Source organism: Bacillus sp. FSL W8-0519 (assembly GCF_038005585.1).
GTDB lineage: Bacteria > Bacillota > Bacilli > Bacillales > Bacillaceae_G > Bacillus_A > Bacillus_A paranthracis.
Genome location: NZ_JBBOTL010000001.1, coordinates 5024448 through 5050455 on the forward strand (window position 1 = coordinate 5024448; position 26008 = coordinate 5050455).

Below are 26008 nucleotides of genomic sequence, written 5' to 3' on the forward strand. Positions count from 1 at the left end.
TAAAATATTAATTTATGAATGATAGTTTGGTGTTCTTGTAGATGGATCTCATCTTTTTGAACATGATATAAAAGTAATTGTTCTCACAGATAGTGTTATCTGTGAGAACAATTACTGTGTTACATAGGTACAGAGTTGTTATTTCCTTGTGCTGCTGCTTTTTCAGTACGAACAACAGAACGATCGCATAATACAACGAATGGATAATAGATTACCATCGCAATTACAAAGTTGAATAACTGTAGAATTGCGCCTGAAAGATGCCCACCTGTTACAAGATAACCACTAATAATTGGTGGTGTTGCCCATGGAATCATCGCAACTGTCTTTGGTACCCAACCAATAGATATAGCTGTATAAGAAGTAATTACTAATACGATTGGTGTTATGATAAACGGCAAGAATAAAACTGGATTTAAAATAATTGGTGTACCAAAGATTACTGGTTCGTTAATGTTGAATGCACCTGGACCAATTGATAAGCGAGATACACCGCGTAATTGTGCACTTTTTGCTACAAGTAATACAACTACTAAGAACGCTAATGTTGCACCAGAACCACCAAGATATACGAAAGTATCAAAGAATGGTTTTGTAACAATGTTTGGAACATCAAATGCAGATGTACCACCTTGGAATAACTTCATGTTTTTCTCTAATGCCGGTAAGTATAATGGCTCAATAATACCACCAACGATATTCGGACCATGTAAACCGAAGAACCAAAGAAGATGAACAAGGAGTACAATGACAATTGCACTTGGTAATGTCCCTGCTAAACTTTGCAGTGGTGATTGAATCGTATTAAAGATAAATTCATGAACACTTGTACCAGCTAATTTCACTGCTAATTGAATACCTGCAACTACTGTTAAAATAACAAATGCTGGAACTATAGCTGCAAAAGATCTTAAAACTGCTGGTGGTACTCCATCAGGCATTTTAAAAGTAATGTTTCTTTGTACGAAGAAACGGAATACTTCAGTAACAAGGAGTGCCACAATAATTGCTACGAATAACCCTTGTGCACCTGTCCAAACTAAGTTCAATCCGCCTTCTTTCGGTGTTGTTGGCGTAAGAATAATTAACGCACCAAATGAAATAATACCTGCTGACAAACCATCAACGCCGTAAGATTTTGCTAAGTTATAACTTGTTGTAAATGCTATGATTAGTGCTAGAATCGCGAAAGAACCAGTCCACATTCCACCGCCAACTTGTTTCCACGTTTCACCAAACAAACCTTTCATGAAATCTTGGAAAGCTTCAGATGGAAAACCATTAATTAGTGATGCCAGTGCACCAACTAAAATAAGTGGCATAACTGCAATAAATCCATCACGGATCGCAGCTAAGTGACGTTGCGATCCGATTTTACCAGCGACAGGAACAATATATTTCTCCATAAATGCAATAAACTTTTGCATTTTGCTTCCCCCCTAATTATTTTTTAAGTGTTAATGCGTGATCTAAAACTGCTTCTCCATTCATCATGCCGTAGTGCATTGGATTGATAACGTCGATTCCAACGTTTTTCTCATCAGCAAGCGTTTTCATTGAAGACAGCATGTAACGAACTTGTGGTCCTAGTAATAATACATCTGCTTGATCGATATTTGTTTTTACTGCATCCCCAGATACAGCCCAAATCTTTCCTTCTAGACCGCGAGCTTTTGCAGCCGCTTCCATTTTTGTAACTAGTAAACTTGTAGACATCCCTGCTGAGCAACATAATAAAATATTCATTTGAAAATCCCCCTTGTGTAGTATAAAAAATTTATATTTTATTTATTTTTCTTTACGCTATTTATCAATGCAATTAGCGTGCCAACTTTTTAAAACCACTAAAATCAGCACTTTTTCGACTATTTTCTTTGTGTGTTAACGCTTTCAATTAGTGTGTCGATTAAAAAACACACAGTGTGTTATAAAACAACACGCTTTTAACACATAACTGTATGAAAATAGATTAGTGTTTAGTTGTCTAGTTGTGTTTAAAACAAAAAAAACACTAAAAAATTTTTTTAGCGTGAAAATCTATTAAAAAAACTCCTCTATCTATTGTCCAAGCAAACTCTACTAAATCACATAGAATAGAGTAAAGTAACACAATTCGAAAGGGGATTCCTATGCCAAAACATAGAAAACAAAGCAAAATAAAGATTTATAGAATAACAAGCTATAAAAAAGACAAACGTTCTGAATTAGACTCTAACAAATTTGAACTAGAACAGCAGGAAATAGAAAATAAGCAGGACAAGCACGGTAAACAAGGCAAACAAGACAAACAAGACAAACAAGACAAACAAGACAAACAGGATAAACAGGACAAACAGGACAAACAGGACAAACAGGATAAACAGGATAAGCAGGATAAACAGGATAAACAGGATAAGCAGGATAAACAGGATAAACAGGACAAGCAAGCACAAACGGAAAATGTAGTCATAGTACCCATGGATTCACACAACCTAGATATATGGGATGAAATTTCTTTAAAAGAAATACAAGCTGGTGAACATACAAGTTTATTGAATGAAAAAAGCAATTATCAAAATATTCATTTGCTACAAGTAAGCGATATCCGTTTATATTTGGACAAGCAACTACAATTCAGTTCCGTCGATGAGCAAATTTATCATGAAGCACTTGTACATCCAATTATGTCAAAAGTAATTGATCCAAAACGTGTTCTCATATTAGGTGGTGGCGATGGCCTTGCCCTGCGAGAAGTTTTGAAATATGAAACTGTGCTACATGTAGACCTTGTTGATTTAGATGAGGCAATGATTAATATGGCACGTAATGTTCCAGAAATAGTATCTTTAAACAACAATGCATTTTTGGATAGTCGCGTGAATGTGCACGTATGTGATGCGAAAGAATTTCTAAATTCTCCTTCATCCTTATACGATGTAATTATTATTGATTTTCCTGATCCAGCAACAGAAATTTTAAGTACTTTATATACAAGCGAACTTTTTGCTCGGATAGCTACATTCTTAACAGAAGATGGGGCATTCGTCTGCCAATCTAATTCACCTGCTGATGCACCTCTAGTATATTGGAGTATCGGTAATACAATTGAACATGCGGGATTAACTGTGAAAAGTTATCATACAATCGTTCCTTCTTTCGGAACTGACTGGGGATTTCATATTGCCGCTAATTCTGCCTATGTACTCGATCAAATTGAGCAATTATATGTAGTGCCAACGCCTCGAACATTACCTTCCCTTCTTTCTCCTTTATTTCAATTTAGAGAAGAACATTTAGAACAACGTAATCTCGCTCTTTTAAACTCAGAATCGAATCTTATCTTGCATCAATGTTACAAACAGGAAATGGAATTTTAACAACATTATAGTAAGGAGCGCTACCTTATGGAATATTCTACTTTCGGTAAGCATATAATAGTAGATTTATGGGGAGTGGATTTTTCCCTATTAGATGATATTTACTTTTTAGAACATCATTTAGTTCACGCTGCTGATCAATCTGGTGCCCACGTTTTAAACGTAAGTACAAAAGAATTTAATCCGCATGGTGTTACTGTTTTAGTTTTACTATCAGAAAGCCACCTCTCTATTCACACTTATCCAGAAAAAAACTTTGCCGCCATTGATTGTTATACGTGCGGTACAACCGTTGAACCGCAAATAGCGATTGATTATATCGTAAGTATATTGAAACCAAATGAGATGCATATAAAAAAACTGATTCGTGGTATAGGAGAAATTGTTACTGTCGATTAAATATCACTCTTACTCATTTGTAAAAAGGAGGATTGTAAATACCATCAGTGGAACAAACACTCCACTGATGGTACAGACACATACATAAAAAACCTTGCATACGCAAGGTTCATTCAGCTACCGACATCTTCTTATATAATTCTACAAATTCACTCGCTAATTCCTTCACCGTAATTGCATTCATTAAATGATCTTGTGCGTGCACCATCAGAAGGGTAACTTCGGTCTTTTCACCACCGGCTTCTTTCTGTATGAGATCCGTTTGTACACGGTGTGCCTCTTTTAATTCCTCTAACGCTTCTTGTAATTTCGCTTCTGCTTCTGTAAACTCCCCACGCTTCGCGCAATCAATTGCTTCCATTGAACAACTTCTCGCATTTCCCCCATGCAAGATTAAGTGAAAGGCCTTCGTTTCTATCGTATCCATTTTAGTTCTTTACTCCCCCTTTTCTTCCGCCACTTTTTGTTTATCCCATATTTTTAAGAACGGTAAATAAATGAAGAATGCAAGCGCAAAGTTAACAAGTTGTAAAACAACACCTGAAATTTTCCCACCTGATCCTAAATATCCACTAAATAGAATTGGTGTCGTCCAAGGAACAGCAGCACCGCTCGGACGAGCAACTAATCCCCATTCCATTGCAAAGTAAGAAACAATTGTTAACACAACTGGAACCAATATAAATGGAATTAATAAAATTGGATTCATGACAATTGGCATCCCAAAAGTTACCATCTCATTAATATTAAATATACCAGGCGCAATTGACAATCTACCTATACTTTTTAATTGCTGACTTCGGGCAAATAATAACATTCCTACAACTAAAGCAAGCGTTGCACCAGATCCGCCCATATAAATCCATAAATCAAAAAACTGTGCAGTAATCGTATTTGGTATATCTTGCCCTGCTTGGTAAGCAATTCGGTTTTGATCCATTAACGACAACCAAACGGGACTCATTACACCACCAACAATAGTAGCTCCATGAATTCCACATGACCAAAGAACATGAACGAGAATAACAGCTATTATTGCGCCCCAAAGACTAGCACCAAGTACACTAAGTGGTTCCTGTAAAATTTGCCCTACAATATTATGGATACTGCCAAAAGAAGTATTTTCTATAATTAAGCGTAAAAGCCAAATAACCGTTACAACAATAAATCCTGGAACAAGCGCGGCAAATGAACGTGTCACAGCTGGCGGAACTGTCTCTGGCATCTTTATAATTATCTTTTTTTGTACAATAAACCGATAAAGTTCAGTAGATATAAGTGCAATAATCATTGCTACAAATAACCCTTGGCTTCCCATTAATACAGCTGGGATAGCACCTTCTACAAGTACACTCTCTTTTGTACTTGGTATAATATATGCAACTTGAAATGGTGTCGCAAGTAAAAACGTCACAAGCGACAATGCCCCGGATGCTAAAGCGTCCACTTTATAATATTCTCCAAGTCTGTAAGCGATTCCAAAAACAGCTATTAAAGCCATTATATTAAAAGTTGCACTAACTGGATACCCCAAAGCCCTCTGCCAATTCTCCCCAAACAAACCTGCCATAAAATCATTATAACCTGGTATTGGTAAAGCACTAATGATGAGGAAAAATGATCCTATAATTAAGAACGGCATCGTCAATACAAGTCCATCACGAATTGCTAGCAAATGCCTCTGCTCTGCAACCTTTCCTGCTACCGGCATTACATATTTCTCTAAAAACCGTATCATCTATCCCACTCTCCTCATGGTTTCATTGACAAAGCTGCTTGCAAGATAGCTTCCCCATTACAAAGTCCGTAATGAACGGATTGAATGACATCAACAGGTACCCCTTTCTCCTTACATAATTCCTTCATTTTCGGTAATAAATAACGTACTTGTGGCCCAAGTAAAAGTACATCAGCTTTATCAATATGGCTATTTACTTCAGAACCTGATACAGCCCAAATCTTTACCTCTATTCCTCTTGCCTCTGCTGCTTTCTCCATTTTAGTAACAATCAAACTGGAAGACATTCCCGCTGCACAGCAAAGCAAAATATTCATCTCGCTTCCCTCCCCCTTCTTCTCAACCTAAATGATGGCGCATCCCTTACCACAACTAGGTTACAAATATATATGTCTAGATTTCCTGCTGTATGCCGAGCTTAAAAACAAAAATTTCTCGGTTTTCACGCTATTCCATCTATCCGTATTCTCCTAGTAAAGAGGGCTTTAACTCGCTATAATAATTCAGTATGATTTTTTTAATTGATAGGAGGATATATTTATGAAGGCATATCGCTTTCCACTTATTTTATTATCTTCTATCCTAATTGGTGGTTTCATTGGTTATTTCATGGGTGCCGATGCAGTTGCTTTAAAGCCGCTTGGTGACATTTTCTTAAACTTAATGTTTACGATTGTTGTACCGTTAGTGTTCTTTAGCATCGCGTCATCTATTGCTAATATGGATGGATTAAAACGTTTCGGTAAAATTATGTCTAGTATGGCTGGGACTTTCTTATTTACAAGTATTTTAGCTGCTATTTTTATGATTATTGTCGTGAAAGTATTCCCGCCAGCACAAGGTGTTGTATTAGAACTAACCCAACCTGACAAAGCTGAAAAAGCAGTTAGTGTTGCAGATCAAATCGTCGGTATTCTAACAGTATCTGACTTCTCGAAGTTACTATCTCGTGAAAATATGTTAGCTCTTATTTTCTTCTCTATTTTAATGGGGATTGCAACTTCAGCAGTTGGTGAAAAAGGAAAACCATTCGCTACATTCTTACAAGCTGGTGCAGAAATTTCAATGAAAGTCGTATCTTTCATTATGTACTACGCTCCAATCGGACTTGCTGCTTACTTCGCAGCATTAGTTGGTGAATTCGGACCACAGCTTCTTGGAACTTACTTCCGAGCAGCAATGGTATACTATCCAGCGTCTCTTATTTACTTCTTTGTATTCTTTACGTTCTATGCATACCTTGCAGGTCGCAAGCAAGGTGTACAAGTATTTTGGAAGAACATGGTCTCTCCTACAGTTACATCTCTTGCAACTTGTAGTAGTGCCGCAAGTATTCCAGCGAACTTAGAAGCAACGAAGAAAATGGGTATCTCTTCTGACGTTCGTGAAACAGTTGTCCTTCTTGGATCTACACTTCATAAAGACGGCTCTGTTTTAGGCGGCGTATTAAAAATTGCTTTCTTATTCGGTATTTTCAACATGGAATTCGAAGGACCGAAAACATTAGCAATCGCACTTGTTGTTTCTCTATTAGTAGGAACAGTAATGGGCGCTATTCCAGGCGGCGGTATGATTGGTGAAATGTTAATCGTTTCTTTATATGGCTTCCCGCCAGAAGCATTGCCAATTATCGCAGCAATCAGTACAATCATTGATCCTCCTGCAACGATGTTAAACGTAACAGCAGATAACGCTTGTGCCGTAATGACAGCTCGCCTTGTAGAAGGTAAGAACTGGATCAAAAACAAATTTGCTTAATAGATAGAAAGAGGATGCTCGTTTTGAGCATCCTCTTTTTGTCGTTATTTGTTGATAAGTCGATATCCCTTGTCGAAACGTCGATATATTGAAAAAATCGTTGATATATTTGAAGTTATGAACGATATATCCGAAAAATCGTCGATATAATCTATTCCGCCACAAATTTGTTAAAAACTTCACAAATATTCCACACCTCTTATCTATTCTCCGTACTATAATCATGTATGGAAAAGGAGATGGACCTAATGACACAAAGCGCACCTGAATTTAAAGTTCTGCAAAGCATTGCATTTCTTGCTGTCGTTTTGCAAAGTTCGTTATTATATACAATGAATCAAGGAAATGTCTTACTTGAGCAATCCCTCATTATGGGCATGCTATTTAACCTTGCAAAATTTTCAGCACCTGCATTCATATTTATCGTCGGCTTCCACTTAATTCGTCACTATACAAAGCAATTAGTATACAAAGAATATATTTCTGAAAAAGCCGCACATTTACTCATTCCTTATCTCTTCTGGTCTATTCTTTACTTATTAACAACAAACGATATGATCACATTACAAGGCGGAATAAAAAGTTTATTACTCGGAACAGCCGCACCCCATCTTTGGTATGTGATTATGATGTTTCAAATTCACCTACTGTTCCCTTTACTGTGCACACTATTTTATTGGTTTCAAAAACGAACAGAAAATAAAAAAGACATATATAAATATATGACCGTCTTTGCTTGCCTATATTTCCTCTTAATGTGGTATTCTTCGCACTACATTTTTAATGGCGAGAAATTGACTAGCTCAACCATTTTACATTATACAGACCGTTCCTTCTTCTTCTACTCATTCTATTTCGTCATGGGAGGAATCGCTGCTGTCGCACTAAAAGCGTGGCGTACATTTGTCATGAAACATATCCCGCTTATCACAATATTATTTTTCGTCTTATTTTTATTCATCAATTATGAGTTATTTAGTTTTTACGGAGCAAACTCTATTCATTTAACCGTTTCGACTTATTTAAAACCGTCTATGTTTTTATATATCGTATGCGAAATTATCATACTTTACGTGCTTTCTATTACAATCGTACAACGACGCAGTTTCTTATATAAAGCTTTACGATTTATCGGGAATTACACATATGGTGCTTATTTAGCTCACTTTTTCTTCTTGCAGCTATGTACAAAGTTTCTTTCTCTATTCACACTGCAAGAAAACACAATATTATATAGCCTATTATTATTTACAATAACAGCCACAATCTCGATTTCAGCAATAGTCATATGCAGTGCACTACCATTTCATACATGGATTACAGGACCTTCTCCTACGACAAATATGAGATGGGCGAAGATTGTACTTCGGAAAAATCACGAAAAGGTATTCAAACCATATCTTTGATATAATAGAATTCCATACACGAAAAGAAAGTAGGACACACCTATGATTAATCAAATTGGACAAATTATGCTATATGTAAATAATCAAGATGAAGCCATGCAATTTTGGACTGAGACAGTAGGATTCCAAATTATTGCGGAAGAAAATAACGGACAAGGTTTTCGCTGGATTGAAATTGCACCGTCAAAAGAAGCAGGAACAAGCATCGTCCTTCACGATAAAGAGTTAATTGCAAAGATGCAACCTGAATTAAACTTAGGTACTCCTTCACTTATGTTCTTCTCTAACAACTTAGATCAACTATATAAAGATCTTTCTGAGAAAAACGTTACTGTTGGACAAGTTGTAGATTTACCTACTGGCAGAGCTTTTAACTTTGCTGATAATGAAAACAATTACTTTGCGGTAATGGAACGCAAATAAAAAAGAAGCTATCCGAAAAAGTCGGATAGCTTCTTTCATTTTAAGAAACTTGTTCTGCATTCGTTTCCCTATGTTGTATATGGCTCGTGATCCAAGCAATTCCGCCAGCAACAACGAGATAGCATAACAATATTAAAATTTGCATTTGTAATTGCGACCAATCTCCTAAAGAAATCACATCTTGCAATCCTCTAAGAGAATGGGACATTGGGAGAAATTGTCCAATCTTGCTAAGAACAGCTATATTTAATTCTCCTGGGAAAGTCCCACCGCTCGTCGCTAATTGCAAGACGAGAAGCGTTACCGCTAAGAACTTTCCAACAAGACCAAATACCGTTACTAACATAAGAATAAACGTCATGAACGTAAAGGAAATAACGATACTTGATAAAACAAAGAGTGGCACACTTGCAACTTCTAATTTCATAACTCCTAGCACAACTACATCTACAAGCAATGCTTGAATAAGTCCAATTACATATACTAAGCCTAATTTGTTAATAAAATGTACTGTTCCACTTACTTTCATATTTTGTCTACGGCCAAGCGGTAAAATATTCGACGCCATAATTCCGCCAACATAAAATGCAAGTGATAAGAAATATGGTGCAATACCTGAACCGTAATTAGGCACGTCAGAAACTGTTGACTTTACTAATTGAACTGGCTCTGAGAACATCGTATTGCGTGCATCATCATTGCGAACATCCGCTATCTTCTCTGCGCCCTCTCCCAATTTCGTAGAAAGTTCTTTCGCACCATCGTCAAGTTTAACAAGTCCGTTCGTTAACTGATCAGCACCATGATTCAGCTCTGTTCCCCCGCTCGCAAGTTGATTTACACCTTCTTGTAATGATGTAAATCCAGTTCCCCATTTCGTAAATCCACTAGCTAAATTTGTAGCACCATCTGCTATCTTTTTCGTTCCAGCAGTAGCTTCATTTAACTTAACTCCGAATGTATTCATACCTTCTTCAACCTTATGCTGACCATCTGCAAGCTTCTGTGCGCCTTGTGTCAATTGTTTCTGACTATTATTTAAAGTGTTTGTTGCTTGAGCTAATCCATTAGAAGTAGCGATAATCTTTTGAAAAGCAGGGTCTTGCTGCACCTCTGGATGACTTTTCACGTACTCTTCTAATTGTTGTTTTACACTATTTGCTGCATTGTCCGCTTTCACTTGCCCGTCAGCAAGTTTCTCACTTCCGTTCACCCATTCATTTGTACCAGCACTTAATTCACTAACCCCTGATTGTAAGTTTTTTTCACCTTGTACTAATAACTCCATACCACTATGAAGGGATTTTGCCCCTTCACTCAGCTCATTCGCTCCATCAGTTAAAGCTGATTGACTAGAAGCAAGTTTTTCACTTCCCTCTTTCACTTTTGATGTCCCGTCACTTAAACGATGAATACCATCTGCAAGCTGATTTGCCCCATTTCTTGCATCTGTCGTTCCTTCATGTAACTTCCCAGCACCATTACTTGCATCACTCAACCCTTGTGCTAAGTCTTGAAACTTTGAAAAGACGCCTTCTGTATAAGATTTCGTAATACTATTTGAAATTTTTGTTTTCATATTTTCAACAGCTGTCGTTCCAATTTGCGCTGCTACAAAGTTTTTACCCGGATTTACTTTGTACTGCAATTGTGCTGGTTCTGGTTTTTCATCCATAAGTGTACTTACCTTTTTAGAGAAATCGGCTGGAATCGTAACAACCATATAGTACTTATCTTCTTTTAGCCCTTCCTCAGCATTTTTTTCTGATACGAAATGAAAAGCCAGTTCCTTATTCTCTTTTAAATTTTTTACAAAATCGTCTCCTGCATGAATTGTTTTCTCATCCATTGCAGCACCCTTATCTAAATTTACAATCGCAACAGGTAATTTATCTAATTTTCCGTATGGATCCCAATATCCAGCTAAAAAGAACCCTGAATAAATTAAAGGAACGATTAACAAAAAAATTAAAGCGATACGCCCATGTTTATGGTGCCACATCGCTTTCCAATCTTTAAATACAAGTTGAATTCCTTTCATGAAACATACTCCTTCTCCGAATTTCACACCATTAGAATGGTTTAACAGATTTACTATACACGTCCATTTCCATACTGTATAATACATCTTTAATTATCAATCCATTCCTTTTGGTCTATAGAAAGGAGAGTCAAAATGGAACTTCTTCAACTAAAATACTTTCAAACAGTTGCACGATTAGAGCATATGACAAAAGCCGCTGAAGAATTGCATATCGCACAGCCTTCGCTCAGCAAAACAATTGCTAGATTAGAAAAGGACTTAGGCGTTCCGTTATTTGACCGCCAAGGGCGACAAATTACATTAAACTCTTTCGGGAAAGTATTTTTAAAACGAGTAGAGCGCATTTTTCATGAATTAAGTGAAGGCGAACGAGAAATTAAAGATTTAGCTGACTTACAACAAAGCTCTATTACGTTGGCTGTTTCTATTCCAAGAATATTACCCGAACTAATTGGTTCTTTTTTACTAGAACATCCTAACGTTCGATTCCAACAATTTCTCGCATCTACTCCTTCTATGAAACGACAACTAGATAATATAGAAATTGACTTTTGCATTTCTTCTGTGCCAATTGAAGGCGAAGAGATTATTTGGGAACCACTTATTACAGAAGAAATTTTCTTAGTCGTCCCTTCAGGGCACCGTTTATCAGAACGTGAAAGTGTATATTTGCATGAAGTAAAAGACGAACCGTTCATTAGTATGAACACTGGTTACGGATTTCGGCACTTAACAGATGAATTTTGTAAAGAAGCTGGCTTCACTCCACATATTGCTTTTGAAGTAGATGAACCAACCGTGATTAGCGACCTGATTAAGCAAGGCCTCGGCATCGCCTTTGTCCCAAGTTTAACTTTATTAAAAAACTCTACTTTAGCATTAAATAAGTTACGTATTATTGAACCAAATTGTGAGCGAACGATTGGGTTAAGCTGGTCAAAAAAACGTTACTTATCGAAAACTGCTCAGAAATTCCGTGAATTCGTAATTGATTACTTCTCCAATATTAGGACTTAAAATGATATTAAACAATAAAAGATGCCATCCCCATAGGGTGGCACCTTTTATTTTTCACTCTTCTCTAATTCTATTTCAGCTAAAAGCGGCAAAACATTATCAAAAATATGCGTATTGTTATTTTCGCCTGTTACATATCCACCGTAGTATCTACTAAATACGTTGTCATTTCGGAATGTGGCCATATGATCATATAATTCCTTTGCGAAATTTGTATCACCTGTTTGTAGTACGTACAAAATCGTTAATCCGTAAGCGGCTGGCGATTCATAATTCACAGTTTGTTTTCCCGTTTCTAAATTGTAACGACCGTATAGCTTTCCATCCTCCTGGAATTTCTTTTTTATAAATTCCAAATAAGCATCTGATGAAAGACCACCTAAACTACGATGATATGCAACGTATGATTGGTCAATCAGATTCACTTCTTTGTCGTACGTAAATGTACCATCTGCTTTATACTCTTTCGGGAATGCCCATCCATGCCTTGGATAATCTGCTAAAAATTGAACGACTTCCTCATATTGCTGAGCAGAAACTTTTCCATACTTTTTCATATAGGAGAATGCATGCGGATTTACATATGACGTTGTTGCAAAATCATTTTGTTTCCTTGCATCTGCATCATAATAATCAACATAATAATTACCTTTCTTATTATAACGAATTACAGCATCACTCAATTGATCTGCCAAGTTTTTATAGCGCTCTTCCTTGTACATTTCATAAGCGCGATATAACTGTTCTATAATACGAAGATCATCAATAAGTGCATTTGTAGCTGACTGCATTTCTCCCTTTTCAGAGATTTTCCATAAAACAATTTGGTTCTTATGTACAAAGTTATTTTGAATAACCTTAACTTGTTCATCGAATAACGCTTGATCGTCTTTATCGAGTGTATATTGCAGCCATAGTCCTGCTGATTCCGATAAAGCTTCACGGCCTTTCGCTTCACCAGTACCTGCTTTTGTATCCTCTAAACGATATGTAGCAAGCGTCCCATTTTCATTCACCATATGTCTTAAAATAAAATGTTCCGTACGGTTTCCTTGCAAAGCTGACCAAAATACAATTCCACCTAAAGCGATTAAGAGAACAACCCCAACCCCTATATATAAACGTTTCCGCAATCCTTTCACCTCACTATTAAGGCTAACCTTAATTTTACCAGAACATACACAAATTTAAAAAAGACAATCTATTAGATTGTCTCCCGTTCCTTTATCATCCCTCACAAGCCTCTTTAGAAGGTCTATATAGCGATTCTACGAGTCGATCATACTCACTACGCGTAATCTCTTTATTATACAGCTTCAATAATAAATCTCTATGCTCTTTTGAAAATGCCATCTTTTTAATGACTTCAGGATACATAAAACATCCTCTCCATTTCACATAAACTTCTTCACTCCAAAAACAGAACTTATGTTCGCATAAAAGATTATAAAATATTCCTCACTAAAAAACAAACAAAATATTAACTTCTTTCTATTTAGAATATTCAAATATTATATTACCATATCCACTTTTTAAATACATATATATTTTTGGTAGTTTTTTTGAATAAATCTTCCAATTCAATCAGAAAATAATGGCAAAAAAGAAGAGGAGTTTACATATGGATACGGTAACATTAGCAAGAGCATTTTTCGGTTCTTCACTAGCATTCCACATTATCTTCGCAACACTTGGTGTCGGACTTTCATTAATGATTTTTATAAGTGAAATACTCTATCACTGGAAGAAAGATTCCGACTACGCCATTATGGCGAAAAGATGGACAAAGGCTTTTGCCATCCTTCTCGGTGTAGCAATTCCAACTGGAACAATCGTTGGTGTGCAAATCTCACTGCTTTGGCCGGGTTTTGCCAAAATTGTTGGGCAGGTTATTTCTGTTCCCTTTCAAATTGAGATTTTCGCCTTCTTTTTAGAGGCTTTGTTCATGTCCATTTATGTATATGCAGCTGACAAACTACCTCCATTCATGAGATTAATCTCGCTATTCTTCGTCATGATTGGTGCCACGGCATCCGCCGTGCTTATTACATCGGCAAATACATGGATGAATACACCCGCGGGCTTTTCAATGGGACCAGATGGATCAGTTTTTAACGTTGATCCGTGGAAAGCTTTCTTTAATCCGAGTTTTGGTACGAGCGCATTCCACGTTGTGATTACAGCCTACGCAACTGGAGCTGCCGTCATTGCCTCTATCGCCGGATTTAAATTATTAAAGAAGAATGTAAGTGAACGTGAAGTGGCATATCATAAAAAAGGACTACTGTTAGGACTCGTCGTGACATTTATTACAGGCGCTACGATGTGGCTTTCGGGACACGAATCGGCAATTGCTTTACATAAGCATTCCCCTGAAAAACTGGCATCTGCTGAAGCTTTATTTGAAACGACATCACATGCACCGTTATCAATTGGCGGCGTTGTAGATCCTAACACACTTGAACTAAACTATGCACTAGAAATTCCGAACATGCTTAGCCTACTAGTAGGACTAGACCCTAACACTGTCGTAAAAGGACTAAAGGAATTTCCACAAGAAACATGGCCACCATTTTACACGCATACACTGTTCAATTTAATGGTTGGCACTGCTGCCTTTACCTTTGCAGTTGCAGCAATTGCCCTCTTATATTGGTACTTTGTTTACCGAAAAAAAGAAACAGAGCTACCGAAGTGGCTTCTTTGGGGAGCTGCCGCATGTGGACCAGTTATGATGCTCGGCATTGAATTTGGGTGGATTTTCAGCTGTAGCGGTCGTCAGCCATGGACCATTTACGGTATGCAACGTACAGTCGATGCTTCTACACGCGCCGATTTTGTCGGTCCTTTATTTATTCTATTCATCATTTTATATATTGGACTCGGTATTTTAACAGTTTTTGTACTACGGACATTCTTTAAGAAACATCCGCTTACAAATGATTTACATCACGAAGGAGGCGATTCTCGTGCATGAGGAAAGTATTGCAATCATCATCTTATGGGCTCTTATTTTCGTATACAGTATATTAGGGTCCATCGATTTTGGAGCAGGTTTTTGGGGGATGGTATACGCAAAACATCCAACGCTAGCTGCCAAGCTTGCCAACCGATACTTATCACCGACTTGGGAAGTAACAAATACATTTCTCGTCTTTGTCGTTGTCGCTTTTCTTGGCTTCTTTCCGAAAGCCGCTTTTACCCTAGCAACGGTAATGTTCGTACCCGTTATGTTAATTCTAGTACTCGTGGCAATTCGCAGTACATTTATGGTATTTGCTTATTCCCTGCCGAAGTACCAACACCTTCTTCGTATTATTTCAGGTATTACAGGACTCTTAATTCCAGCCCTATTAATTACCGTTTTACCTGTTACAGAAGGTGCCTATATTACAATGTCTGAAGGAAAAGAAGTACTCCTATATGGAAAACTTCTTTCTAGTCCTGTTATTTATTGTTATATGCTCTTCGGACTAACTTCGGAACTATTTCTTTCCTCTCTCTTTCTTGCTGATTTTGCGAGAGAACAAGGTTCAGAAGATGCATATAGAATTTATAGAAGAAACGCGATTATCCTTGGTCCTGCAACGCTCGTTACGGCGATTATTGCCCTCGTTGTAATGGATCCGGGAACACACTGGCTTATGCAAGGGCTAATAAAGCAATTCACATGGTTTACAGTTTCTATCGTTTTATTCATTATCGGATACTCTTCTCTTTGGTGGACAAACAAGAAGTATGACACACTAGGATACCCTCGCATTGCCGTTTTAGCAGTCGTCGCTCAATATGCATTTGCAAGTTATGCTTACGGCGTTGCGCATTTACCGTATATTATTTATCCTGATGTAACTGTATTTACAAGCTTTACAACGGTCGAAACATTCTATGCATTGCTTATTCTATATGCAATTGGGATTGCAATTTTATTACCAGGATTTATTTTCTTCTGGAATTTATTCTTGAAGGATCGAACTTTTTTGAAGGAAAAATAATATTGTAGGGCCTGTTCCAAAAGGTATTTTGGGGTGGGCTCCTTTTGTCATGTTTTGTCGATAAGTCGATATAATTTAAAAATCGCTGATATATTTTGAGTTGCGCCGATATATTTCAATAATCGCTGATATATTTTGAGTTGCGCTGATATATCTCCATAATCGCCCATATAAATTTCATTTACTATCTTACTGCCCCATTAATTTCTAGACTCCTCTCACAATAGTTATTTCACTAAGAGAGATACTTGTCCCATAACTTGAAAAACACATATTTATTGCACTCCGTTATACGTCTAGTTCTTCTTATTTTTTGCTGAATATACTACCAATACAAACCTTAAGACAAGCTACATTACTTTAAGGAAAAGTAGAAAGGTAGGTAAAATATGAGCATTGAAATATGGATTACTATTATTGTATTCTTCTTAACAATGATTGTTATCTTTTGGCGACCTCGTGGTTTAAATGAGGCGTGGCCGGCAGCAATTGGCGCTGGCATTATCCTGATTACTGGACTTGTATCAAAACCAGACGTCATGGACATTATTAGTAAAATTGGCGGTGCCTCCATAACAATATTAGCGACCATCGTTATGGCGGTTATATTAGAAAGCTTCGGATTCTTCCACTGGTCCGCAGCAAAACTTGCAAACCTAGCAAAAGGCTCCGGGCGCCGATTATACTGGTATATTCAATTATTATGTTTTCTTATGACTCTTTTATTTAATAACGACGGTAGTATTTTAATTACAACGCCAATTTTAATTCTTCTCCTAAAAAATCTTCAATTAAAACCGCATCAACAAATCCCTTATTTATTAAGCGGTGCTTTAATCGCTACTGCATCTAGTGCACCAATTGGTGTAAGTAATATCGTAAACTTAATCGCATTAAATATCGTGAATATGACTCTTTATATGCATACTGCTATGATGTTTGTACCTGCAACATTAGGACTATTGTTTATGTCATGGCTTATGTATACGGTTTTGAAGAAAAAACTTCCGAAAAAATTGCCTGTTTCTTCATATGATATTGAAGAAATATTCTTCACGAAAAACTTTCATCCGTTAAAAGGAAAAAATTCGGTTGATACGAAACAAAAACGGACAAGGTTCATGCTAAAAGTATTAGGCTTCGTCTTCCTTATGCGCTGTCTTCTATTCGTTGCATCCTTCTTATCCATCCCAATCGAGATTGTTGCCGTACTCGGTTCACTCATTCTTCTCATTTGGAGATGGTACTACTTACGAACGAACCCTGTCGACATTTTGAAAAAGACACCTTGGCACATTTTGATTTTTGCTTTCTCTATGTATGTCATTATTTACGGGCTCCACAACGCAGGATTAACAGCAGCGCTTGTCCAATGGCTTGAACCAGTTGTAAGTCAACATCTGCTTTATGCTAGCTTTGCAATGGGTGGACTCGTTTCTCTCCTCTCCAATGTCTTCAATAATCACCCTGCACTTATGATTGGGACCATTACGTTAACAGAAATGGGATTAGATCCAGTCACATTAAAAACTATCTATCTCGCAAATATCATTGGTAGTGACATCGGTTCACTATTATTACCAATCGGTACGCTAGCTTCTCTCATTTGGATGTATATCCTGAAACAAAACAAAATTAAAGTAAAATGGAAAGACTATTTAAGTGTATCCCTTATCGTTATTCCACTCACAACAGTCGTTACATTATTCCTCTTATTCTACTGGGTACATCTCTTCTTCGCCTTATAAAGTGAAACTTTAATCAGCCCTAACTAATCGGGCTTTTACGGGCAGTTGCCCCCCACCTAACTTCTTTGCTTCCGCTGAATTTTGAGGCGGGGGTCTTACTGCCCACAAATAGCGGAATAAACAACAGAAGCCCGCTTTGCTACCGTCTTAGCAAAGCGGGCTTCTTCTATATTTAAGTTAGGTACTACAGTGTGATCAATCAAGTAAAGAGGTGTAACGTGTTATTGGTATAAATGACTACCTGTTTCTTTAAATTCTTTCGCTTTCTCTTTCATTCCTTTTTCAATTGCTTCTGTCGTTTCTAAATCATTTTCTTTTGCATATTCCCGAATATCATGTGAAATTCTCATACTACAAAACTTCGGTCCACACATGGAACAGAAATGAGCCGTTTTCGCACCTTCTGCTGGCAACGTTTCATCGTGATACTCCATCGCGCGTTCAGGATCTAAAGATAAATTAAATTGATCGCGCCAACGGAATTCAAAACGAGCTTTTGAAAGTGCATCATCACGCTGATGAGCCGTTTTGTGCCCTTTCGCCAGATCAGCTGCATGCGCAGCGATTTTGTACGTAATAACACCTTCGCGTACATCATCTTTATTCGGTAAACCTAAATGTTCTTTCGGCGTTACATAACAAAGCATCGCTGTTCCAAACCAGCCAATCATCGCAGCTCCAATTGCGGATGTAATATGGTCATAACCTGGTGCAATATCTGTCGTTAACGGTCCAAGTGTATAGAATGGTGCGCCCTGGCAAATATCAAGCTCTTTCTCCATATTTTCTTTAATTAAATGCATCGGTACATGCCCAGGCCCTTCAATCATAACTTGCACATCATGTTTCCAAGCAATCTTCGTTAATTCACCAAGTGTTTCAAGCTCAGAGAACTGCGCTTCGTCATTTGCATCTGCAATCGAACCTGGACGTAATCCATCTCCAAGAGAGAACGAAACATCATACTGCTTCATAATTTCACAAATCTCTTCAAAATGAGTGTATAGGAAGTTTTCTTTATGATGGTATAAACACCACTGCGCCATAATTGAACCACCGCGCGAAACGATACCTGTCGTACGCTTTGCAGTAATCGGAATGTAACGAAGTAATACGCCAGCGTGAATCGTAAAGTAATCTACGCCTTGCTCCGCTTGCTCAATTAACGTATCACGATACACTTCCCACGTTAAATCTTCTGCAATTCCGTTTACTTTTTCAAGCGCTTGATAGATCGGTACAGTTCCAACTGGTACAGGCGCATTACGAATAATCCACTCACGCGTCGTATGAATGTTTTTACCTGTAGATAAATCCATAATCGTATCTGCACCCCAGCGAGTAGCCCACGTCATCTTCTCTACTTCTTCTGCAATAGAAGAAGATACAGCAGAGTTTCCGATATTTGCATTCACCTTCACGTGGAAATTACGTCCAATAATCATCGGCTCTGCTTCGGGATGGTTAATATTCGCTGGTAAAATAGCGCGACCTTCCGCAATTTCCTTACGAACAAACTCAGGTTCTACCCCTTCACGAATCGCAACATATTCCATCTCAGACGTAATGATGCCATTACGTGCATAATGCATTTGCGTAACATTTGCACCTTGCTTCGCTCTAAGTGGTTTACGATCCATTTGCGGGAAAACAGGTGTATGTTTCGAAGCCACCTTCACACCGTCATCCTCTGGTTTCACTTCGCGCCCTTCGTATGCTTCTACATCATTACGCTCCAGTATCCAAGAGTGGCGTGGCGTTGGAATCCCCTTTTCCAGCTCCACTTTATACGCGGGATCCGTATAAGGACCGCTCGTATCATATACGCGAATTGGCGGATTCGGAACGCCGTTTGTATCACTTTGTTCAATCTCACGCATCGGCACCTTCATACCTTCTCGTGGTCCATCCACATACACTTTCTTACTTCCTGGTAAACTCGATTTCAATTCAATTTGCTCAGCTGAAACAGACTGTTTCATAACCTTTGTTGCCCCCCTGTACGTGACAAGGACGAGATATGGCCAGCGTATGCCAAAATAAAAAGAGCCAGGTCCATAAAAAAATAAGGACCTGGCTCATAAAGACATCATTATGTAAAGCCGTTAACTTCCCTACGCTGGTACGAGCCAGATCAGGTCCAAAGGGTTAAGAAGTTCACGCGCTTCTCTCTCAGCCTACGCATACGTTAGGCACCCCTAGTTTATCACTGATTTAATTTTCAATACTTTCTCATCATACACGATAATCTGAAAAATGCAAAGTTTATTTCTTTTGTTGTTTATGGAATCATCCACGTTAAATAATATGCCTGTACATACGTCATAATACCAACAATAATTACGAAGAATAAACTATGCTTCACTGTAAACCGGAATAAATCTGATTCTTTTCCAGCAAGTCCAACTGCTGCACAAGCAATGGCAATCGATTGCGGAGAAATCATTTTTCCGGTTACACCGCCCGTTGTATTCGCTGCAACGAGAAGTACTTCAGATACACCGACTTGCTGCGCTGTAATTGCTTGTAAATTTGAAAATAATGCATTCGCTGAAGTATCAGACCCTGTTAAGAATACACCAATCCATCCTAAGAATGGTGAGAAGAACGGGAATAGTCCGCCAGTTCCTGCTAGTGCTAACGCTAGTGTAGAAGATAGCCCAGAATAGTTTGCGATAAATGCAAATCCTAATACGAATCCAATAGATAGAATTGGCATTTTAAGTTCACTTAAAGTTTCTTTAAATGTTACCACTGCATCTTTTACACTCATTTTCAAAATAAACATGGAAATGAGACAAGCAATTAAAATTGCTGTTCCCGTTGCTGATAATACATCAAACTTCAAAATTGCCTCGTAAGGCGTCGCTTTATTTACAATAGGCTCTGCTTTCATTACTAAATTGTGCAAGCCTGGAATTTCAAACTTAAATACAAGGCTTTCTAACGCGCCTCCTGGAGCAAATAATGCTTTAAAGAAACTTTGACTCCAAATGACTACCATAACCGTTAATACGATAAATGGAGACCATGCCTTTACTACTTTTCCTAACGTTAATTTCGGCATCGATGCCGCTGTTGTTGCAGCTACTTCTCTATTTGCTTGCCCTGATTGATAAATTTCTTTTGGTTGCCATACTTTTAAGAACAGCGCTAAACTAACTAAACTTACAAGTGCCGACGTAATATCCGGAAGTTCTGGTCCTAAGAATGTCGCTGTTATGAACTGCGTAATTGCAAATGAGCTACCTGCTACAAGTAAAGCAGGCCACGTTTGTCTTACTCCTTTCAACCCGTCCATTAAAAATACGATAAAGAATGGAACAAATAATGATAAGAACGGTAATTGATGTCCAGCCATTTGTCCAATTTTATGTGGATCAATACCTGTTACTTGTCCAGCAACTGTAATCGGAATACCCATCGCTCCGAACGCTACTGGTGCTGTGTTTGCAATTAAACAAAGACCTGCCGCATATAAAGGATTTAGCCCAAGGCCTGCAAGAAGCGCTGCCGTAATCGCTACTGGTGCACCGAATCCCGCTGCCCCTTCTAAAAATGCTCCGAATGAAAAACCGATTAAAATAACGAGTAAACGATGGTCATTCGTAATGGATAATACAGATGCACGAATCACATCGAATTGACCTGTTTTCACAGATATTTTATATAAAAATACCGACATAATGATAATCCAAGCAATTGGCCATAGTCCGTATAAAAAACCATATCCAGTCGCTGCCATTGCCATCGTGAACGGCATCTTATAAGCGAATAATGCCACTAAAATTGTAAGTACAACTGTAATAAATCCTGCCACATACCCCTTCATGCGGAAAACTGCTAAAGCTAAGAAAAAAAAGATAATCGGAATAAGTGCGACCGCCGCCGAAATCCAAATGTTTCCGAACGGATCATAAACTTGTGTCCATGTGTTCATTGTTCTCTCCCCCTAAAGAATCCCCTTTTAAGTAGAATAACCTCATCAATAGACTATCAGGTCATCATACCTTTAAGTCTAAAAATAAAAAAACGTTTAAGAAAACGTTTTCAATAACTTTCATTTATACTGTACCATAACAATTTCCATTTAAAAAGATTTTTTTGAAAATTTTATTATTTAACGAAAAAATCTTACAAAATCGTCACGTTCTTGTCATGTTCATCGATAGAAAGCTCGCTACCTTTCCTGCATAATAAAGGTATAACAACGGATATTATTTATGAGGTGATATATATGAACGGAAACAAAATATTAGCAGCTTTATCATACTTTAGTGTATTATTTGCCCCTATCTTATTCCCGATTATTGTGTGGATTGTGGGAGACGCGGAAACGAAACCACATGCAAAACGTGCTCTATGGACACACATTATCCCAAGTATTGCTACATTCATTGGCATGATTGTTTTAGGAGTTATGGGTCTTGGATCTGATCAACCGGATGTAACACTGGGCATCGGTACAATGATTGTCTTATGTATTTGCGGAATCATTAGCTTATACTACTTCATTTGGAACATCGTGAAAGGTATTAAAGTACTGAAAGCTTAATTTTAAACAAACGTTTGATTAATAAGAAAAAACCGTCCCAAAATACTTTTTGGGACGGTTTTTTTATCTTCTGCGTTTCTTCTTTTTTCTCATCATTTTCTTACGGCGCGTATTCACTTTATCCGCTATAATGTGAAGCGTGCTTGCCACAACAATTCCCATTACGAACGTTACAATTTCAACCTCATGTTCCTTCGCCATTTCTATTAAATTCCCGTCAAGCGCGATTACATTTAATAGGAATAAAAACGGAGAAAACACAATTAACATGTATGCAATACGAATCACATCACCAAGTATAATTGTGTGTGTAAAGAAGGAGCGATGCGGCATCACCTTCTTATACGGATACCAAAATATACGCAGGAATCCCCATTTATTATACGCATTACTATACGTATCTAAATCCGGTGTTAAAAATGTAGTACCTACTAAAAAGCCAATTGCAAAAGTTAATAAAAAATCAAAATTTGTTAGTCCATACGAAAAGAGCATAAACAAAACAACCGGAAGGGATATTAAGTTTATTTTCGTATGCGTTCTTCCTGACGGCATAATGCACTTCCTCGCTTACGTTCGCCCTGTCACCATGTGACAGTTCTCACCTATTGATCTAATTTTTGATCGATAAAGGATGTGTCTATATCCGAACCAAACCATTCTGTCAACTTCACTCGTGCCTTATCTTTCACATCATCATTAACGTATAACGACGCTTGTAATAGCGCAGCCATTAACGCCCCTAAATCATCCGTATAACCAATTCCAGCAACGAAATCTGGAATCGCATCAATCGGTGCAATAAAATAAGCAAGTGCTCCAATTACAATAATTTTCACTCGCTTTGGAACATCTGGTTTCTGCAAAACGTAAAACAATAATAAACTTGCATAAATGACCGACTGCCCTGCTTGCTTTGCGACATGTTTTACTTTCTTCCAAAATGCTTCAACTGAAAATTTTTGTTTCATGTAAAAGCCTCCCTATTTTTTTAAAAGAAATAAGCTACAATATGTTTTCAGTAAAAGTTCATCAAAATTACACATAATCTATCAATGAACTTTCATTGTAACAAACAAACCGAAAAAGAACAAGTGTTCGTTAATTTTTACATACTTCCCTTCATATAATAGGTTTCTAGATAACCACTTACCCATTGTCATTTCTTATTTCTCAACAAAGAAAATTTTCACTTTCACTTAACATTCTGCTCTACCTTTGTTATATTTTCTAGTTGACGGACATATAAACGAATGTTAAAGTTTTCTCTGGTAGTGACAAATCTCATACAAAAAATGTAAAATGTTATAGTGTTTCTCAGAAATGAATTTTGTTGTATAATACAGAAATGACGTTATGCTTATGAGTAACACAAGAAACTAAAAGGGTATGCATAGTTATAGTCGTATATGGGTGAATATAGAACCTCTAATTATGGCCAAGAAAACTATGTATTTTTTATTTTAGCATTTTTCGCTCCAAAATCGACCAAGCCTGATAGAGAAAGGGTGGAAATGAATGAAAGAAACCTTGAAATCACAATTTCAAAATGTGCGTTTCACTGCATTCGTAGCTTTAGCCTTATGGTTGAAGACATATCTTATTACACGCACAAGCTTTGATTTAAAACTTGAATCTTTCATGCAAGAATTCATTTTATTCCTTAGCCCATTAGCAGCATCATTACTGCTTGTTGGTCTTGCATTATTTGCAAAAGGGAAAAAACGTAACTATATAGCACTTGGAATTAATTTTGTCTTAACAATCGTTCTTGTTGGTAACGTAATGTTCTACGGATTCTACAATGACTTCGTTACTTTACCAGTACTAGGACAAACATCTAACTTCGGAAGTTTAGGTTCTAGTGTAAAAGAATTGTTTAACTACAAAATTATCCTCGCATTTGCTGATATTATCGTATTCTTCATTTTATTGAAGAAGATGAAGAATTTTGCACCGACAGAACGTGTAGCACGCCCAATGCGTTCCCTATACTTCGTGTCAACAATTGCTATTTTCTTCGCAAACTTAGGATTGGCAGAAGCTGAGCGTCCAGAACTATTAACACGTTCATTCGACCGCGTTATGCTTGTTAAAAACTTAGGTTTATATGTACACCAAGTATATGATCTTGGCTTACAAGCAAAATCAAGTTCACAAAAAGCATTTGCTGACGGTAGTAAGTTACAGGAAACAGAGAACTACGTAAAAACAACGCAAAGCAAACCAGATCCAAATATGTTTGGTACTGCAAAAGGGAAGAACGTAATCGTTGTCTCTCTTGAGTCATTACAAACATTCTTAATCGGTGCAACAGTTAACGGACAAGAAGTTACACCATTCTTAAACCAATTTACGAAAGAAAGTTATTACTTTGATAACTTCTTCCATCAAACTGGGCAAGGAAAAACATCTGATGCTGAATTCTTAGTAGATACTTCAATGTATCCACTAGACCGTGGTGCTGTATTCTTCACACACGGTAACAACGAATACACAGCAACTCCAGAAATTTTACGTCAGCAAGGATACTACACTGCAGTATTCCACGCAAACAACGCAACATTCTGGAACCGTAACATTATGTATCCGGCACTTGGTTATGATCGTTACTACAACGAGCTTGACTATAAGATTACGCCAGAAACGAAATTAAACTGGGGATTAAAAGATATCGAGTACTTTGATCAATCTATCGATATGTTAAAACAAGTGAAGCAACCGTTCTATACTCGCTTCCTTACTTTAACAAACCATTACCCATTCACTTATGATGACAATACAAAATTAATTGATGAATACAATTCTGGTGATGGCGTATTTGACCGTTACATGGTAACAGCTCGCTACTTAGATGAAGCAATGAAACACTTTATTGAACGTCTAAAAGCAGAAGGTATTTACGACAACTCAGTTATCGTATTCTACGGTGACCACTACGGTATTTCTGAAAACCATAACCGTGCAATGGCACAGTTCTTAGGAAAAGAAGAAATTACTGCGTTTGACCATATGAACTTACAAAAAACACCAATGTTTATTCACGTTCCAGGTCAAAAAGAAGGTAAAACAATTTCAAAACCAACTGGTGAAATTGACATTAAACCAACTATTCTAAACTTACTTGGTGTAGATTCTACGAATGACGTTCGATTCGGTCATGACGTATTCTCACCTGACAATAAAGGATTCGTTGTTCTTCGTGATGGTAGCTTCGTTACAGATAAGTACATGTACACGAACAGTACATTCTACGACCGTGCTACTGGCGAAGTTGTACAACTACCAAAAGAAGAATCTCAACCACTTATTGATCGTGCCCAAAATGAATTGAGCATGTCTGACAAAATCATTGAGGGTGACTTACTTCGCTTCTCTGAAAGCAACAAGATCAAAACTGGTGAAGTAAAGACAGCTATTAAAGAAGAAAAGAAGAGCGCTGAGTAATCTCAGCCTCTTTTTTTATATTCCTCCATACAATTACTTATATTCATTAACTTTAACATTACATAACCTTTACCAAATATTCATATAAAATTAATGAAGTATCTCTATAATAAAATATGTAA

Annotated in this window: 23 protein-coding genes and 1 riboswitch; of the genes, 11 read left to right on the plus strand and 12 right to left on the minus strand. The window is 37.4% G+C overall.

Annotated elements, in window-relative coordinates:
• Positions 1-119 precede the first annotated feature (119 nt).
• Positions 120-1427: a PTS cellobiose transporter subunit IIC gene (celB, locus tag NST14_RS26470; RefSeq protein ID WP_001168828.1), complete on the minus strand. Its 1308-nt coding sequence runs from the start codon at positions 1425-1427 to the stop codon at positions 120-122.
• 16 nt (positions 1428-1443) lie between these two features.
• The gene (locus NST14_RS26475) at positions 1444-1746 is read right to left on the minus strand and encodes a PTS sugar transporter subunit IIB (protein ID WP_001023567.1); all 303 of its coding nucleotides are present in this window, start codon (positions 1744-1746) and stop codon (positions 1444-1446) included.
• Positions 1747-2129: 383 nt separating this feature from the next.
• Here NST14_RS26475 and NST14_RS26480 point away from each other — a divergent pair, with 383 nt between their 5' ends.
• A complete protein-coding gene (locus NST14_RS26480; RefSeq protein ID WP_229143154.1) occupies positions 2130-3356 on the plus strand; it encodes a polyamine aminopropyltransferase in 1227 nt (408 codons plus the stop codon).
• A 27-nt stretch (positions 3357-3383) separates the two neighbouring features.
• A complete protein-coding gene (gene speD, locus NST14_RS26485; protein ID WP_000456819.1) occupies positions 3384-3755 on the plus strand; it encodes an adenosylmethionine decarboxylase in 372 nt (123 codons plus the stop codon).
• 109 nt (positions 3756-3864) lie between these two features.
• Here speD and NST14_RS26490 read toward each other — a convergent pair whose 3' ends face one another.
• The 3 genes from NST14_RS26490 to NST14_RS26500 are packed head-to-tail and all read right to left on the minus strand — an operon-like array spanning position 3865 to position 5810.
• Positions 3865-4182 (minus strand): PTS lactose/cellobiose transporter subunit IIA, encoded by a 318-nt coding sequence (locus tag NST14_RS26490; protein WP_000379634.1) that lies wholly within the window; start codon positions 4180-4182, stop codon positions 3865-3867.
• Positions 4183-4191: 9 nt separating this feature from the next.
• On the minus strand, positions 4192-5493 hold the full coding sequence (celB, locus tag NST14_RS26495) for a PTS cellobiose transporter subunit IIC (protein ID WP_000617774.1): 1302 nt from the start codon (positions 5491-5493) through the stop codon (positions 4192-4194).
• 14 nt (positions 5494-5507) lie between these two features.
• Positions 5508-5810, minus strand: coding sequence for a PTS sugar transporter subunit IIB (locus NST14_RS26500; RefSeq protein ID WP_001023546.1), 303 nt, complete (start codon positions 5808-5810; stop codon positions 5508-5510).
• A gap of 223 nt (positions 5811-6033) precedes the next feature.
• On the opposite strand from NST14_RS26500, the gene NST14_RS26505 reads away from it, so the two are divergent.
• The 3 genes from NST14_RS26505 (at position 6034) to NST14_RS26515 (ending at position 9080) form a co-directional block, all read left to right on the plus strand.
• Entirely contained in the window at positions 6034-7251 is a 1218-nt protein-coding gene (locus tag NST14_RS26505) for a dicarboxylate/amino acid:cation symporter (protein ID WP_000649370.1), read from the plus strand.
• Positions 7252-7499: 248 nt separating this feature from the next.
• Positions 7500-8657: an acyltransferase gene (locus NST14_RS26510; RefSeq protein ID WP_229143155.1), complete on the plus strand. Its 1158-nt coding sequence runs from the start codon at positions 7500-7502 to the stop codon at positions 8655-8657.
• Positions 8658-8699: 42 nt separating this feature from the next.
• A complete protein-coding gene (locus tag NST14_RS26515) occupies positions 8700-9080 on the plus strand; it encodes a VOC family protein (RefSeq protein ID WP_000609839.1) in 381 nt (126 codons plus the stop codon).
• Positions 9081-9120: 40 nt separating this feature from the next.
• Here the strand turns inward: NST14_RS26515 and NST14_RS26520 are convergent, their stop codons facing one another.
• Positions 9121-11121, minus strand: coding sequence for a YhgE/Pip domain-containing protein (locus NST14_RS26520; protein WP_101218658.1), 2001 nt, complete (start codon positions 11119-11121; stop codon positions 9121-9123).
• A 135-nt stretch (positions 11122-11256) separates the two neighbouring features.
• Between NST14_RS26520 and NST14_RS26525 the strand changes: the two genes are divergently transcribed.
• Positions 11257-12141, plus strand: coding sequence for a LysR family transcriptional regulator (locus NST14_RS26525; RefSeq protein ID WP_000421916.1), 885 nt, complete (start codon positions 11257-11259; stop codon positions 12139-12141).
• 47 nt (positions 12142-12188) lie between these two features.
• Here NST14_RS26525 and NST14_RS26530 read toward each other — a convergent pair whose 3' ends face one another.
• Together NST14_RS26530 and NST14_RS26535 are read right to left on the minus strand one after the other, a co-directional pair.
• The gene (locus NST14_RS26530; RefSeq protein ID WP_140158757.1) at positions 12189-13274 is read right to left on the minus strand and encodes a transcriptional regulator; all 1086 of its coding nucleotides are present in this window, start codon (positions 13272-13274) and stop codon (positions 12189-12191) included.
• Positions 13275-13368: 94 nt separating this feature from the next.
• Positions 13369-13518 (minus strand): hypothetical protein, encoded by a 150-nt coding sequence (locus NST14_RS26535; RefSeq protein ID WP_000283184.1) that lies wholly within the window; start codon positions 13516-13518, stop codon positions 13369-13371.
• 244 nt (positions 13519-13762) lie between these two features.
• On the opposite strand from NST14_RS26535, the gene cydA reads away from it, so the two are divergent.
• From cydA to NST14_RS26550, 3 genes are all read left to right on the plus strand, one after another.
• Positions 13763-15118, plus strand: coding sequence for a cytochrome ubiquinol oxidase subunit I (gene cydA, locus NST14_RS26540; RefSeq protein WP_000381959.1), 1356 nt, complete (start codon positions 13763-13765; stop codon positions 15116-15118).
• On the plus strand, positions 15111-16136 hold the full coding sequence (locus NST14_RS26545; protein WP_229143156.1) for a cytochrome d ubiquinol oxidase subunit II: 1026 nt from the start codon (positions 15111-15113) through the stop codon (positions 16134-16136). The genes cydA and NST14_RS26545 overlap by 8 nt, the downstream gene beginning before the upstream one ends.
• A gap of 389 nt (positions 16137-16525) precedes the next feature.
• Positions 16526-17884 (plus strand): arsenic transporter, encoded by a 1359-nt coding sequence (locus tag NST14_RS26550; RefSeq protein ID WP_048557370.1) that lies wholly within the window; start codon positions 16526-16528, stop codon positions 17882-17884.
• Positions 17885-18105: 221 nt separating this feature from the next.
• On the opposite strand, the gene thiC is transcribed toward NST14_RS26550, so the two are convergent.
• Together thiC and lldP are read right to left on the minus strand one after the other, a co-directional pair.
• Positions 18106-19866 (minus strand): phosphomethylpyrimidine synthase ThiC, encoded by a 1761-nt coding sequence (thiC, locus tag NST14_RS26555; RefSeq protein WP_000814470.1) that lies wholly within the window; start codon positions 19864-19866, stop codon positions 18106-18108.
• A 112-nt stretch (positions 19867-19978) separates the two neighbouring features.
• Positions 19979-20094: riboswitch (TPP riboswitch) on the minus strand.
• Between the two features lie 71 nt (positions 20095-20165).
• Positions 20166-21824 (minus strand): L-lactate permease, encoded by a 1659-nt coding sequence (lldP, locus tag NST14_RS26560; RefSeq protein WP_001099319.1) that lies wholly within the window; start codon positions 21822-21824, stop codon positions 20166-20168.
• Between the two features lie 297 nt (positions 21825-22121).
• On the opposite strand from lldP, the gene NST14_RS26565 reads away from it, so the two are divergent.
• A complete protein-coding gene (locus NST14_RS26565) occupies positions 22122-22439 on the plus strand; it encodes a DUF4870 domain-containing protein (protein ID WP_074532549.1) in 318 nt (105 codons plus the stop codon).
• A gap of 63 nt (positions 22440-22502) precedes the next feature.
• Here NST14_RS26565 and NST14_RS26570 read toward each other — a convergent pair whose 3' ends face one another.
• Together NST14_RS26570 and NST14_RS26575 are read right to left on the minus strand one after the other, a co-directional pair.
• Positions 22503-22994 carry a metal-binding protein gene (locus NST14_RS26570; RefSeq protein ID WP_001139083.1) on the minus strand — a complete coding sequence of 164 codons (492 nt, stop codon included), beginning with the start codon at positions 22992-22994 and terminating at the stop codon, positions 22503-22505.
• A gap of 50 nt (positions 22995-23044) precedes the next feature.
• Positions 23045-23410: a YkvA family protein gene (locus NST14_RS26575; RefSeq protein WP_000810368.1), complete on the minus strand. Its 366-nt coding sequence runs from the start codon at positions 23408-23410 to the stop codon at positions 23045-23047.
• A 547-nt stretch (positions 23411-23957) separates the two neighbouring features.
• Between NST14_RS26575 and NST14_RS26580 the strand changes: the two genes are divergently transcribed.
• Complete coding sequence (locus tag NST14_RS26580; protein WP_000665331.1) at positions 23958-25886, plus strand: LTA synthase family protein; 1929 nt, start codon at positions 23958-23960, stop codon at positions 25884-25886.
• The last annotated feature ends 122 nt before the right edge of the window (positions 25887-26008 follow it).

Bases quoted from the DNA above. Each gene is read 5' to 3' on its own strand.
- celB (WP_000617774.1), bottom strand. From the start codon at position 5,493: ATGATACGGTTTTTAGAGAAATATGTAATGCCGGTAGCAGGAAAGGTT.
- NST14_RS26565 (WP_074532549.1), top strand. From the start codon at position 22,122: ATGAACGGAAACAAAATATTAGCAGCTTTATCATACTTTAGTGTATTA.
- NST14_RS26510 (WP_229143155.1), top strand. From the start codon at position 7,500: ATGACACAAAGCGCACCTGAATTTAAAGTTCTGCAAAGCATTGCATTT.
- cydA (WP_000381959.1), top strand. From the start codon at position 13,763: ATGGATACGGTAACATTAGCAAGAGCATTTTTCGGTTCTTCACTAGCA.
- NST14_RS26580 (WP_000665331.1), top strand. From the start codon at position 23,958: ATGAAAGAAACCTTGAAATCACAATTTCAAAATGTGCGTTTCACTGCA.
- speD (WP_000456819.1), top strand. From the start codon at position 3,384: ATGGAATATTCTACTTTCGGTAAGCATATAATAGTAGATTTATGGGGA.
- NST14_RS26550 (WP_048557370.1), top strand. From the start codon at position 16,526: ATGAGCATTGAAATATGGATTACTATTATTGTATTCTTCTTAACAATG.
- celB (WP_001168828.1), bottom strand. From the start codon at position 1,427: ATGCAAAAGTTTATTGCATTTATGGAGAAATATATTGTTCCTGTCGCT.
- NST14_RS26480 (WP_229143154.1), top strand. From the start codon at position 2,130: ATGCCAAAACATAGAAAACAAAGCAAAATAAAGATTTATAGAATAACA.
- lldP (WP_001099319.1), bottom strand. From the start codon at position 21,824: ATGAACACATGGACACAAGTTTATGATCCGTTCGGAAACATTTGGATT.
- NST14_RS26535 (WP_000283184.1), bottom strand. From the start codon at position 13,518: ATGTATCCTGAAGTCATTAAAAAGATGGCATTTTCAAAAGAGCATAGA.
- thiC (WP_000814470.1), bottom strand. From the start codon at position 19,866: ATGAAACAGTCTGTTTCAGCTGAGCAAATTGAATTGAAATCGAGTTTA.
- NST14_RS26525 (WP_000421916.1), top strand. From the start codon at position 11,257: ATGGAACTTCTTCAACTAAAATACTTTCAAACAGTTGCACGATTAGAG.
- NST14_RS26490 (WP_000379634.1), bottom strand. From the start codon at position 4,182: ATGGATACGATAGAAACGAAGGCCTTTCACTTAATCTTGCATGGGGGA.
- NST14_RS26505 (WP_000649370.1), top strand. From the start codon at position 6,034: ATGAAGGCATATCGCTTTCCACTTATTTTATTATCTTCTATCCTAATT.
- NST14_RS26575 (WP_000810368.1), bottom strand. From the start codon at position 23,410: ATGAAACAAAAATTTTCAGTTGAAGCATTTTGGAAGAAAGTAAAACAT.
- NST14_RS26515 (WP_000609839.1), top strand. From the start codon at position 8,700: ATGATTAATCAAATTGGACAAATTATGCTATATGTAAATAATCAAGAT.
- NST14_RS26475 (WP_001023567.1), bottom strand. From the start codon at position 1,746: ATGAATATTTTATTATGTTGCTCAGCAGGGATGTCTACAAGTTTACTA.
- NST14_RS26520 (WP_101218658.1), bottom strand. From the start codon at position 11,121: ATGAAAGGAATTCAACTTGTATTTAAAGATTGGAAAGCGATGTGGCAC.
- NST14_RS26500 (WP_001023546.1), bottom strand. From the start codon at position 5,810: ATGAATATTTTGCTTTGCTGTGCAGCGGGAATGTCTTCCAGTTTGATT.
- NST14_RS26570 (WP_001139083.1), bottom strand. From the start codon at position 22,994: ATGCCGTCAGGAAGAACGCATACGAAAATAAACTTAATATCCCTTCCG.